8 protein-coding genes are annotated in these 12,836 nt (G+C 69.1%); 2 read left to right on the forward strand and 6 right to left on the reverse strand.

The genetic code is table 11. The features are described 5' to 3' along the window. Nucleotides 1-145: 145 nt before the first annotated feature. The 3 genes from ABN034_RS27245 to ABN034_RS27250 form a co-directional block, all read right to left on the reverse strand. On the reverse strand, nt 146-4,012 hold the full coding sequence (locus ABN034_RS27245) for an ABC transporter ATP-binding protein (protein ID WP_349693832.1): 3,867 nt from the start codon (nt 4,010-4,012) through the stop codon (nt 146-148). A 351-nt stretch (nt 4,013-4,363) separates the two neighbouring features. After that, nucleotides 4,364-4,537: a hypothetical protein gene (locus tag ABN034_RS34605; protein ID WP_502879102.1), complete on the reverse strand. Its 174-nt coding sequence runs from the start codon at nt 4,535-4,537 to the stop codon at nt 4,364-4,366. Continuing rightward, complete coding sequence (locus ABN034_RS27250) at nt 4,534-4,743, reverse strand: hypothetical protein (protein WP_349693833.1); 210 nt, start codon at nt 4,741-4,743, stop codon at nt 4,534-4,536. The genes ABN034_RS34605 and ABN034_RS27250 overlap by 4 nt, the downstream gene beginning before the upstream one ends. Nucleotides 4,744-4,885: 142 nt before the next feature. Here ABN034_RS27250 and ABN034_RS27255 point away from each other — a divergent pair, with 142 nt between their 5' ends. Further along, nucleotides 4,886-6,451: an acetate--CoA ligase gene (locus ABN034_RS27255; protein WP_349693834.1), complete on the forward strand. Its 1,566-nt coding sequence runs from the start codon at nt 4,886-4,888 to the stop codon at nt 6,449-6,451. Between the two features lie 183 nt (nt 6,452-6,634). Here ABN034_RS27255 and ABN034_RS27260 read toward each other — a convergent pair whose 3' ends face one another. Both ABN034_RS27260 and ABN034_RS27265 read right to left on the reverse strand, forming a co-directional pair. Continuing rightward, nucleotides 6,635-8,416, reverse strand: coding sequence for an ABC transporter ATP-binding protein (locus ABN034_RS27260; protein WP_349693835.1), 1,782 nt, complete (start codon nt 8,414-8,416; stop codon nt 6,635-6,637). Next, nucleotides 8,413-10,392, reverse strand: coding sequence for an ABC transporter ATP-binding protein (locus tag ABN034_RS27265; RefSeq protein ID WP_349693836.1), 1,980 nt, complete (start codon nt 10,390-10,392; stop codon nt 8,413-8,415). The genes ABN034_RS27260 and ABN034_RS27265 overlap by 4 nt, the downstream gene beginning before the upstream one ends. Before the next feature lie 254 nt (nt 10,393-10,646). Here ABN034_RS27265 and ABN034_RS27270 point away from each other — a divergent pair, with 254 nt between their 5' ends. Next, on the forward strand, nt 10,647-11,495 hold the full coding sequence (locus ABN034_RS27270) for a PAS domain S-box protein (RefSeq protein ID WP_349693837.1): 849 nt from the start codon (nt 10,647-10,649) through the stop codon (nt 11,493-11,495). On the opposite strand, the gene ABN034_RS27275 is transcribed toward ABN034_RS27270, so the two are convergent. Next, nucleotides 11,464-12,780, reverse strand: coding sequence for an ABC transporter substrate-binding protein (locus ABN034_RS27275; RefSeq protein ID WP_349693838.1), 1,317 nt, complete (start codon nt 12,778-12,780; stop codon nt 11,464-11,466). The genes ABN034_RS27270 and ABN034_RS27275 overlap by 32 nt on opposite strands. Between the last annotated feature and the right edge of the window lie 56 nt (nt 12,781-12,836).

Consider the following 12,836-nt stretch of genomic DNA (forward strand, 5'->3'; position numbering starts at 1 on the left):
GTCAAACCACGTCGGCACGACTTTGCTGGGCGGGATTCTGCTGCCCCGGCCCGTGGGCTGGTGAGGGTGGACCACTCCCGTACTTCTACCGACGGCCGGCCTCACAGTGGATTCAGATGTGCGTCAGCGGGTGGCCCGTCCGCCGTCAGACGGGTGCAGTCCGTACGACCCTGTCGTCGGCGTCGCCGGAGAAGGTGTGCCAGAGGTCGGCGTAACGGCCGTCGGCGGCGACCAGTTCGTCGTGCGTACCGGACTCCACGATCACGCCGTCGTCGACCACCACGATCCGGTCCGCCGCCTGGGCAGTGGTGAGCCGGTGCGCGATGACGAGGGTCGTACGCCGGGAGGCGAGCCGCTGGGTCGCCGCCGACACCGCCGCCTCGGTGGCGAGGTCGAGGGAGGCCGTCGCCTCGTCCAGCAACAGGATCGCCGGATCGGTCAGCTCGGCCCGCGCGAGGGCGAGGAGCTGCCGCTGTCCGGCCGACAGGCTGTGCCCGCGCTCGCCCACCGGGTGCAGGTAGCCGTGCTTCAACGTCGCGATCATCTCGTGGGCCCCGACGGCGCGGGCGGCGCGCTCGACCTCCGCCGGTGCGGCGTCCGGCCTTCCGTAGGCGATCACGTCGCGAACCGAGCCGTCGAAGAGGTACGCCTCCTGCGGGACGACCCCGAGCCGCTGCCGGTAGGACTGCAGGTCCAGGTCGCGCAGGTCCTGCCCGTCGATGCGTACCGCGCCTGCCGTCGGGTCGTAGAACCGCGCGACCAGCTTGACCATCGTCGACTTTCCGGCACCGGTCTCGCCCACGATCGCGACGGTCTCGCCTGGTTCGACGCGCAGGTCGACATGGCGAAGTGCCTCGACCAGGCGGCTCCTCGCCTCAGCCGGGTCCCCTTCGCCTGAGCCCCCGTCGCCTGAGCCCTCGGCGGCAGAGCCCCCGCCGCCAGGGTCACCGTCGCCAGGGTCACCGTCGGCAGAGTCCCCGTCGGCAGAGTCCCCGTCGGCAGGGTCCGCGTCGCGGATCGCATAGCTGAACCGGACCTGGTCGAACTCGATCCGGCCGGCGATCCGGCCGAGCGCTACCGGCTCGGCGGGCAGCGGGGTCGACGTCGGCGTACGCAGCAACTCTCCGATCCGGCGCAGCCCGACCTTGGCCCGCTGGTAGCCGTCGACGACCTGCGAGAACTGCTGGATCGGTGAGAACAGCATCGTGACGTACAGCAGGAAGGCGATGATCCCGCCGACAGTCAGCTCTCCTGCCGCGACCAACCCGGCACCGACGCCGAGCACGATCGCGGCCGCGACCTCGTAGGCGAGTTCGGTGAAGGAGAAGAACCACGCCAGGTGGATCTGGGAGCGGCGACGCCGCGCCAGCAACCCCGTCGCCAGGTCGTCGAAGATCTCGATGTTCCGACCCTCACGGCCGTACGCCTGCGCGACGCGGATCCCCGCGATGTTCTCCTGGAAGTTGGCGTTGACGGAGCTCAGCTGGTCACGCGCCTCGTCGTAGGCCTTGGTCGACACCTTCCGGTAGACGGCGACGGCGACGGCGAAGGCGGGCAGGAGCGCCACCGTCGCCAGGGTCAGGGGCGGACTGATCTGGACCATCACGCCCAGCACGCCGACGAAGGTCAGCGCCGCGACGACGACCATGCCGAGGCTGCCCTGGATGAACGCGCGCACCGCGTCGACATCGCTCGTGAGGCGCGTCATCACCTGACCGCCCCGCTCCCGCTCGTAGAAGTCGAGTCCGAGGCGTTGCAGGTGCGCGAACATCTTCACCTGCAACCAGTAGAGGACGCGCTCGCCGTTTCGCCCGACGGTCCGTACGTTCGCCATGGTGACGAGCCACCCGGCGGCCACGGTCACGAGCGCGAGCCCTGACATGCCGAACAACACGTCGGCGACGCCCTGGGTGACACCCTGGTCGACGCCCGCGCGGGTCAGCCACGGCACGGCGAGGCCGAGCGCGGCCTCGACCGTCACCAGCGCCGTGCTGACCAGGATGCCCGTACGGAAGGGGCGCCAGAGGTGTCGCAGGCTGAACGTCGGCTCGGCGCGTCGGGCCTCGTCGACGTCGACGTCGGGCGTCGCCTCGACGGCCGGGAGGGCCGCGACCTTCGCCTGCTGGTCGGGCGGCAGCGTCGCCTGGCCCAGCGCTCCGACTCCCACCAGGTCCTCCGCCGGCGGGTTGGACCACAGCTCCGGTGTGTGCGCCGGCGTCGTCGGCTCGGCGTCCGGCCGCAGCTGATCGTCGGCTCGGCCGACAGCATCCGGTCCGGCGTCCGGTACGGCGCCGTCGGTTTCGTCGTCATGGCCGGTGAGCAGCAGGCGGTAGCGCGCGCAGCGTCCGACCAGTTCCTCGTGGGTCCCGATGTCGAGGACCTCGCCATGGTGGAACACCGCGATCCGATCGGCCAACTGCAGGGTGCTGCGCCGGTGGGCGATGAGGATCGTCGTACGTCCCTTCATCACCTGTCGCAACGTGGCATGGATCTCGGCCTCGACTCCCGCGTCGACCGCCGAGGTGGCGTCGTCGAGCACAAGGATGTGCGGGTCGGACAGGATCGCCCGTGCCAGTGCGATCCGTTGCCGCTGCCCGCCCGACAGGGTGAGGCCGCGCTCCCCGACCACCGTGTCGTAGCCGTCGTCCAGGGCGCGGACGAACCGGTCCGCCTCCGCGGCCCGGGCCGCCGCTCTCACGTCGTCGTCGGTGGCGTCCGGACGACCGAACGCGATGTTGGCGCGGATCGTGTCGGAGAACAGGAAGCTGTCCTCGAAGACCATGCCCATGCGCCCGCGCAGCGAGCTCATCGACAGCCGGCGGATGTCCTGACCACCGAGCCGGACGGAGCCGCTCCACGGGTCGTAGAACCTCGCCAGGAGCATGGCGGCCGTGGACTTGCCCGAGCCCGCTCCGCCCACCAGCGCGAGCGTCTCGCCGGGGTCGACCCGCAGTGACACGTCGCGCAGCACCGGGTTGTCCGGGTCGTAGCCGAAGGTCACGCGGTCGAACTCGATCGGGACCGCGCCCGCAGGTGCGTCACCGGCATCCGGCGCGTCCGTGATCGTCGGCCGGGCGTCGATGATTTCGAAGATCCGGATCGCCGCGGCCTTGGTGGTCTGCGCCTGGGTGATCTGGCCGGTCAACATCATCAACGGACCGATCATCGAGCCCAGGTAGGCGGCGAACGCCATGAAGGTCCCGAGCGAGATGTCACCGCGCAGGGCGAGGTAGCCACCCACCGCCAGGATGCCGACCTGGCCCAACGCCGGCATCCCACGGAAGAACGGCATGTAGAGCGCGACCAGCCGGTTGACCCGGATGCCGGCGGCGTAGACCTCGGTCGCGGCGCGTTCGAGCTTGCGCTGTTCGCGATGTTCCTGACCGAAACCCTTGACGACGCGGACGCCCGACACGGCCGCTTCGACGACCCCGGCCACCTCACCCCGGCGCTGCGCCTGGTCCCAGGTCGCGGGGAAGAAGACACTGTTGCCGCGTCTGGTCACGAAGATCACGATCGGTGTGATCAGCAACGCCACGCTCGTCAGGATCGGCGACAGCACGGCCATGATGACCAGCGCCGCGACGAACTGCACCGCGCTCGCCAGGAGCAGCGGAACCATCGACATGAGCCGTTCGACCAGTGTCACGTCCGACGCCGACCGGCTCACGACCTGTCCGGTGCGTAGCTGGTCCTGCTGGGCGCCGTCGAGATGCTGCAGGGACCTGAACAGATCCATGCGCAGGTCGTACTCGAGGCCGTACTGGACGTTGCCGACGTACCAACGGCGGAGAAATGCGAACACTCCGCGTCCCACGCCGGCGAGGATGAGCAGGCCCAGCCACGGAGCGAGCGGCTGTCGTTCTGCCAGGATGACCTCGTCGACCACCTGCCGCACGACCAACGGCGTCAGCACGGCGATCGCGGTCACGCCGAGGGAGCCGACCAGGCCCAGCAACACCGCGCGGCGCGACCGCCAGCAGTAGCCCGTGAGCCGACGGATCCATCCCATGATGTGTCTCCCCCCACCTCGATTTCCTGCGTACGCGGCAGAACGGCGTCCGCAGGCTCCCGCAATGCCGTCTCACACAGAGTCGTCTCACCCGGTCTCGTCTCACCGGTGTCGTCGGCGCGCCCACACTAGCCACGCAGACCCGAACCCAGAAAGGGAATTTGATCGCCTGGCGTAGCATGCATACGAGCGCGTGGAGCCGATGCCTCTCGTTTTGTCGGCGCACTCGTCGAAGACCGGGACGAGACAACGTGCGACAGTGTGCGCAGCCGTGAGCGGCGAATACAAGTCTTGTTTTCCCGTGCTAGTTGCGATGAAATTGATCCAACGGCAAGTTGAAGCTGTTGTTTCTCAGCCCGCACGCTCTCTTCCGAGAGTCGTCGCGAGGGCGCCGACCCATTCGAGAAGTTGCTCGTCGCCTCCGGCGGGGGCGATGCACTGCAGGCCGTGCGGGAGGCCACCGGGCCCGTCGTAGACGGGAATGCTGATCGCCGGCCAGCCGGCAAGTGACCAGAACGACGTCAGCCAACTGTCGCCGGCATTCTCGTAGCCACCCCGCGCAACGGCTTACCGCCGAGCTGGCCGGCCGCGGGCCTGACCTGCCCGCCACCCGTCACCTGCTCGCCAGCCACTCGGCGCCGACGCGCTTCCGGGTTCTCGTGCAGGAACGCCGCGATCTCGGGATCGAGCCGGTCGATCTCATCGAGCGCCGTCGCCACGGTGGTCGTCATGCTCCACCATGCCTTTCCCGAGCCCTGACTGCCCGCCGTTCATGATCATGAGGCAGAAACTGGGCTTCGGTAGCCTAAGAAAGCCGACCTTCTGCCTCATGATCATGAAACCGGCCGCCGCCCGGCAAACGGAGGAGCCGAGATGAGCTTCCAGTCCTACGACGAGGCGATCACCCAGCACCGCTGGGACATCCCCGCGCGCTACAACATCGCCGAGGATGTCTGCTTCAAGCATCCGCCCGACACACTCGCCATGGTCCACGAGGACTTCGCCGGCAACGTACGGACGGTTCGCTGGGGCGAGCTGCAGGAGAAGGCCAACCGCTTCGCCAATGTCCTGCGCACCCACGGAGTCGAGCGGGGGGACCGGGTGGCGATGCTGTTGCCGCCCACGCCTGAGACGGCGGCCGCGTTCTTCGGCACCTACCAGAGCGGAGCGATCCTGCTGTCGATGTCCGTCCTCTACGGCGACGACGGTATCCGCCACCGCCTCACCGACTCCCAGGCGAAGGTCCTCGTCACCAACGCGGCCAACAAGCACCGGATCGATCCGAGCCTGGTCGAGCATGTCCTCGTCCTCGACGACGCTCTGCTCGCGTCCGGAGCTCCGACGTTCGACTGCGTGGACACCTCCGCCGACGATCCTGCCCAGCTCTACTACTCCTCCGGCACGACCGGCCTCGCCAAGGGCATCGTGCACGCGCACCGCTACCTGCTGGCGCACGAGGAGTTCGTCTACTGTCACGACGTCCGCGAGGGCGAGGCGTTCCACGGCATGGGCGAATGGGCCTGGGCCGCCGGCATCGCACCGCTGCTCGGACCGTGGCGGCTGGGTGCGGTGCAGTACGTCTACCAACGCGAGGGCGGCTTCGACCCGCACAAGCAGCTCGCCTTCCTGAGTCGCCACCAGGTCACGAACGTCTTCACGACACCGACGGCCGTACGCTCGATGATGGCGGTGTCGGACGCCGCTGCGCGTTACCCACAAGCGTTCCGCGTCGTCTGTTCGGCCGGCGAGCCGCTCAACCCGGAGGCGATCCGGTGGTTCCGCGAGCAGTACGGCGTGACGGTGCTCGACTACTACGGCCTCACCGAGTCCTACCCCCTGTGCGGCAACTTCGGCTTCATGGAGGTCCGCGAGGGTTCGATGGGCCGGCCGATGCCCGGGTGGGACGTGCAGATCCTCGACGAGGACGAGAAACCGGTCGCGGCGGGGGTGCGCGGCGAGATCTGTCTGCGGGCGCGGTCGAATCCGCACTACCCGTTGGGCTACTGGAACCGTCCCGAAGACACCGAGGAGGCGTTCGAGGGCGAGTGGTTCCACACGAAGGACGCGGCAACGGCCGACGAGGACGGCTACATCTGGTACGCAGGACGCGCCGACGACGTGATCATCTCTGCGGGCTACCGGATCGGTCCGTTCGAGGTGGAGTCGGCCTGTCTCGAACACCCCGCCGTCGCCGAGGCCGCGGTCGTGGCCTCACCGGACGAACGTCGCGGCACCGTGGTGAAGGCGTTCATCGTCCTGGCCGCGGGCAACGAGGGTTCCGACGAGCTGATCAAGGCGATCCAGGAGCATGTACGCAGCCGGCTGTCGGCGTACGCCTATCCACGCAAGGTGGAGTTCGTCGACTCCCTGCCGAAGACCCTCACCGGCAAGATCCGCCGGATCGAGCTGCGCCAACGCGAACTCGACCCACGCGGCTGAGGCGGAACCGCGGCCACCCGCGCGCCTTATTACTCGCCTGTTGCTCGCCTGGTCAGCCAGGCGTGTGCTCACCGACGAGGCGCCGACGCCTTGCCCACGTGCCACAGGCATGCTCAGCGTGGTCATTTGCGGCCCGGGGAGGCGGTGACCGGCGCCTACCGCCAACCGGGCACGGGGCGGATGTCACGACTGCTGGTACGCCTTCGCCTGCAGGTGGTAGAGCTCGGCGTACAACCCGTCTTGTCCGACGAGATCCTCGTGGCTGCCCTGCTCGACGACCCTCCCCTGGTCAAGCACGACGATCAGATCCGCCATGCGTACGGTGGAGAACCGGTGCGAGATCAGCAGCGTGACCCGCCCGGACCGGGCGTCTCGCGCGCCGGCGGCGACCTGCTCGAACAGCGCGTGCTCGGTGTGCGGGTCGAGGGCGGCGGTGGGTTCGTCGAGCACCATCAGCAACGGGTCCGTACGCAGCATCGACCGGGCCAGCGCGACCTTCTGCCACTCGCCGCCCGACAGGTCCACCCCGCCCTGCCACGACAGGCCAAGCTGGGTCTCGACCCCGCTGGGGAGGCGTTCGGTGAAGCCGGCGTTCGCCTTCGCCAGCGCGTCTCGCACCGCGTCCTCGTCGTCCATCCGGGGCAGGTCCCCGACGCCCACGGCCTCCCGGATCGCCAACTCGAAGCGCATGAAGTCCTGGAAACCGGCGGTGAGCCGCTTCCGGTACGCCTCGATGTCGATGTCGGCCAGGTCGATGTCGTCGAGGAGGATCCGGCCCTCGGTGGGTGCGTACATCCCGCACAGCAGCTTGACCAGCGTGGTCTTTCCGGCACCGTTCTCCCCCACGACCGCAACGACCCCGCCCGCCGGTAGCCGCAGCGAGACGTCGGACAACACGGACCGATCGCTCCCTGGGTAGCGGAAACTCACCCGGTCGAGGTCGACTCCCTGCCGCAGCTGGGCTGGAGGTGGCTCCGGCTCACTACCCGTACCCGAGGGACTGGCCTGCCCCTCGAGCCAGTGGTAGTGCTCGGAGGCGGTCCGGGTCCGGAGCAAAGACCCGGCAAGATCGGACAGGCGGCCGGCGGCCAGCACCACCGCCGCGGCGAGCCCCAACGTCAGCGCCACATCCCCGGCCGTCGCCCGCCCACCCGCCGCCTCGCGCAGCACCAGGAACAGGGCGCCGACATAGGTCACGGCAAAGAGCAACCAGCCTCCGGCGTTGACGGCCACCGCCAGGAAGTGCCCTGTTTCCATGCCCCGGTGGACGTCCCTGCTGACCTGGCGGTGGCGGTCGAGCAGCTCGTGGTGCAGGCCGTAGACGCGCACCTCGGTGGCCGGTCCGGCGGTCGAGGCGAGCGTCAGCAGGTGCTCGGCCACCCGACGGCCCTCGGCGGTACGCAGGTCGGCGGCACGGCGCAACGCTTCGGCGCGCTGGCTCAGCCACGCCGCCGGAAGCGCGATGACGGGGACGAGGAGCAACACCGGTTGCAGCCGCCCAAGCAGGACCGCGGTGACCGCCAACTCGACGAGCAGGATCGGTCCGATGACGGCAAGGCTCATCCCGAGCGCCAGGTCCTGCGTACTGCGTTCGAGCAGGCGTAGCCGGTCCCAGAACGCCGGCACCTCCAGGTGCTCCACGCGGGGCGCGCCGCCGGCCAGGGTGAGCATCCGGCGCTCCATCACCATGATCGACCGCTCCCGCAGCCGGATCGTCGTCCATCGGTAGCAGACGGGGGCCAGGGCGGTCAGTGCCAGCCCCACCGCGCACAGGACCGCGCCGCCCATCACCTGGTCCGCCCGGTCCGTCGTGACGCCGTCCACCAGCGGCCGCAGGCCGACGGCGAGCAGCAGCGGTGACACAGCGGCGATGACGCTCACGCCGACGTAGCTGAGGACCACGACCGGTCCGATCTCCCAGGCGATGCCGAAGAGCAGCCGCCCCGTCCGCAGCCATGCGTTCACTGCTCGCTCACCGCCGCTTCACCGAACCGGGACGCCTGGAGGGTGAACATCTCGGCGTACGCGCCACGGCGGTCGAGCAGGTCGTCGTGGGTGCCCTGCTCCACCACCCGGCCACCGCCGAGCACGACGATCGAGTCCGCCCGTCGCACGGTGGAGAAACGATGGGAGATGACGATCGTGGTCAGCCCTTCGGTGATGGCCAGGAAGCGTTCGTAGAGTTCGGCTTCGGCGCGGGCGTCCAGGTGGGCGGCGGGCTCGTCGAGGACCAGAACCGAGGCGCCGTGCCGGACCGCGAACAACGCCCGGGCGAGGCCCACCTTCTGCCACTCGCCGCCGGACAGGTCGGCACCGCCGGCGTACGCGGTCGACAGCGGAGTGTCCCAGCCGAGCGGGAGCGCATCGATCGGCCCGGCGATCCCGGCGTCGGCGGCGGCTGCCTCGATACCGGCACGGTCGTCCGCCGCGTCCACCCGCCCGAAACCCACATTGGCGTACGCCGGCAACTCGAAGCGGGTCGAGTCCTGGAAGACCGGAGCCAGTCGGCTCCGCCACTCGGCCGCATCGAGCTTCCTCAGGTCGGCGCCGTCGACGGTGATCCGGCCCGCAGTCGGCTCGTACGACCGGCACAGCAGCTTGATCAGCGTCGACTTGCCGACCCCGTTGGCGCCGACGATGGCGAGCGAACGTCCCGCCGGGATGAGGAGATCCAGGCCACTCAGGACCTCGACCGTGCTACCCGGGTAGGAGAACGCGACGCCCTCGAACCGGATCTCCTCGATCGGCCGTCTGTCGACCGGCCGCCTGTCGACGGGCCAGCTGCCCACGGGCCGGCTGTCGACCGGGCGCTCGTCGACCGGGCGTCTCTCGACCGGTGCCACGTCGCTCCCCGGCGGTGTCGCCGGCCGCGTCGTCTCCGGCGTCGCCTGCGGTGTCGCGGCCGAGTGCCCGGCCTCGGCAACGGCGGCGACGGCTCCGCCGTATCGGCGCAACGTCGCCAGCGCCAGCTCGTTCTGCAGGCTCGCCCACGAGGACGTGTGGATACCGGCGAGGCTCACCATCAGCGCCTGCAGGTAGACCGCCGCCGGGCCGGGTGCGATCCGGCCGGCCACCGCCTCCCACGCGATCCACGCCAGGCCGAGCAGGACAACGGCGAGCAGGACCAGCGCCGCGACCAGGGGGCGGCGTCCAGCAGGAGCGATCACCTCCACCATCGACCGGCGCCACAGGGTCGAGAAGCGGTCGAGCAGGAACCCCGACAACCCGAAGACCCGCACCTCCTTCGCGGCTGGCGGGCGTACACCCAGCTCGTAGTAGTACGTCGTACGCCTGGCCAGTTCGGTGCCGCCATGATGGTGCTCGGCCTCCACCCGGGACGCACGCTTGTCCTCGTACGCCGCCCAGATCCCGCCGACGAACAGGGCCGCGCCGAGCGCCGGGTGGAACGGGACGAGCATGGCGCACGCGCCGGCCAGCATGAGGCGCCCGGCGACCACGCCACTCACCGTCCGTACCAACCGCCCTGGCCGCGACCACGGCGAGCGGAACGTCTCCCGGCCCACACTGATCAGATCGAGGGCCGTCGGGTCTTCCAGATGCGCGACACCCGCGGGCCTCAGCACGGCGTCCATGAGTTCCCGCGCCAGGGCGGCGTCGATCCGCTCGCCCAGTGTCGTGACCGCCGCCATCTGCAGAGCGCCGGACGCCCACTGCAGCAGGAAGAAGGCGCCGGCGGCACCTGCCCACCACAGTGCCGCCCTCCCGGCAGGTGAGTCCAGGCCGTTCGCTGCCACGTCGGGGACCTCCCCGACGACCGCGCCGAGCGCGGCGACGGCGGCGAGGGGAGCCGCCGCGGACACGAGGACCGCGAGAACGCACACCGCACACAGCGCAGGGCTCTCCCGGACCGCGACGCCGGCGAGATGCCGGTAGGAACGCACGTTCGTCGACAGGGAGGTCCGGAGTTCGTGGGTGGTCATCGAATCGCGGACACTCTCATTTCCCGGCCTTTCTGTGGTGGCATGGCGAACGTCATTCTGCGCGGGAAAGAGAACAAAAACGAGTCTTGTCCTGCGGTCGCCCGTCATGATGGAATTGAGCCATCGGGCCGAGAGGCCCGTTTTCTTTTCCCTCCGAAACCGCGCCGGCGCCGCACGTCGGGAGCGGGCAGCCTGGCTCCTCCGGTGTCGTCCGCCCGAGCGTGATATCACGGAGGCAGGGACGGGGGCAGGCCATGGCGACATTTCTCCCCGCCCCCCAGGACCCGGCGAGTCGTCTGCGCGAGTTGGAGGCGATGATCGACGCGATCTCCAGTCTGGTGATCACCAAGCTGGACATCCACGGTCGCATCGTGAGCTGGTCCCCTGGCGGGCAGGCGATGTTGGGCTACACCGACGACGAGGTCCTCGGCCAACCGGTGTCGATGTTCTACACCGAGGAGGATCGGCAGGCAGGGGTCGCCCAACGCGAGCTCGCGGAGGCGCTCCGCTCCGACATGACCGCGTTCGAAGGTGTTCGGGTGCGCAAGAACGGCGAACAGTTCTGGGCCGGCATCACCGTCTCGCCGATCCGCGACGACACCGGTCGGACGACTGCCTTCGTCCAGGTGATGCGTGATCTCAGCCGGCGCCGGCACCACGAGGCGCAGCTGCATCGACAGCGGGACGAGATCGTCGAGCTGTCCACACCCGTCCTGCAGATCTGGGACCGCGTCCTCGTCCTTCCCATCATCGGCACGCTCAACTCCCTGCGCACGGCCCGGCTCACCGAAGCCGTCCTGAACAAGCTCGCCGAGACCCGGAACGACGTCCTCATCATCGACGTCAGCGGTGTGCCGGTCATCGACACCAACGTCAGCCAGCATCTGCTGCAGACCGTGCAGGCAGCCGCGTTGATGGGTACGGTCAGCATCCTGAGCGGCGTGCGAGCAGAGGTCGCGCAGGCGATGGTGCGCCTCGGTGTCGATCTGGGGCAACTGCGCTCGAGCAGCTCGCTCCGCGACGCGTTACTGCTCGCCCTTCGACACCTTGGCGAACGTGGTGCCGCGGGGTTCAGCCGTACTGCGCCTCGTAGTTCTCGCTGATCAGATCCGCCTTGCGCTGCAGCCGCTTGTTGAGCCGGGAGAAGACGGCCTCCACCGAGTCGGTCGAGGAGTAGAGCTTCTGCAGCGCCGTGTCCATCATCTCCCCCGCACTGGGGACGATCGGCCGGATCAGGTCCTGCGGCTTGGTCTTCAGCAGCTGGTTCAGCGCGGTCTGGTAGTTGGGGTCCTCCTGCGCCTTGTCCACGAGCGCCTTCTCCTGCTGCGCCGCCTTCGCCACCGGCATGTAACCGGTCTCGATCGTCCACTGGGCCGACTTCTCCGGCTGGGAGAGCCAGCGGATAAACTCCATCGCCGCGTCCTTGCGTTCCGGCGCGGCGTCGCGCATGACACCGATACCCGAACCGCCGGTGGGGCAGCCGAAGCCGTCGTACTCCGGGAGGAACGTCGTACCGACATCGAACTTCGCATCGGCCGACACCGACGCCAGGCTGCCGGTGCTGAGCATCGCGCAGGCCGTGACCTGGTTGGTGAAGTCGACCTGGGAGTCGGCCGACAGGTAGGCGGCCCTGTCCTTGCGAACGAGGTCGACCATCCAGTTGCCGGCTTCGAGCGACTTCTCGTCGTCGAGTGTGACCTTGAGGCCGTCGGAGTAACGACCGCCCCACTGCCAGACGTTGCCCTGGAAATACCAGCTCGCATAGCCACCGGCGAGGGCGAGTGCGTACTTGGTGTGCTCCTGCAGGGCCGGCGCCCACTCCTTCAGGTCCCGCCAGTTGCCCGGGCCGGTTTCGGGCAGGCCCGCCTTGGCGAAGACGTCCTTGTTGAAATAGAAGAGCGGCGTGCTCCGTGCGAACGGAATCCACCACACGGTGTCCTTGACGGTGCCCTCGTTGATGAAGTTGTCCAGGTAGATGTCGGGCGTGTAGTCGCCGCCGAAGTAGGAGTTCAGCGGTTCCAGTTTGTCGGCGAGGTGCATCTTGCGCCAGGTGACCTCGGACAGCACCACGATGTCGGGGATCTGCCGCGCGATGAGCGCCGCCGAGAGCTTCTGGACGGTGGCTTCGTAGGACCCCTGGAACTGCCCTTCGACGAAGATGTCGTCCTGTGCGCCGTTGAACTCGTCGATCAGCTTGTCCATCGCGACGCCGAGGTCGCCACCGAACGAGTGCCAGTAGACCACGTGCAGGCGGCGCCGGTAGTCCCGCGGAACGCTCCCGATCACCTGGACGTACTGTCCAGTTCCACAGCCGGCGGCCAGCGCCGCGGCCGCACCGCCGGCGGCGGCGAGAAAGCCCCGGCGACTCAGGGCACCTCGTGCCGTCATGCCAGCCCGTCCCCTCATGAAAGAGCCCTTCCCCTGCCAGTTCTCACAAAGCCTGT

The organism is Actinopolymorpha sp. B11F2 (genome assembly GCF_040195635.1).
Classification (GTDB): domain Bacteria; phylum Actinomycetota; class Actinomycetes; order Propionibacteriales; family Actinopolymorphaceae; genus Thermasporomyces.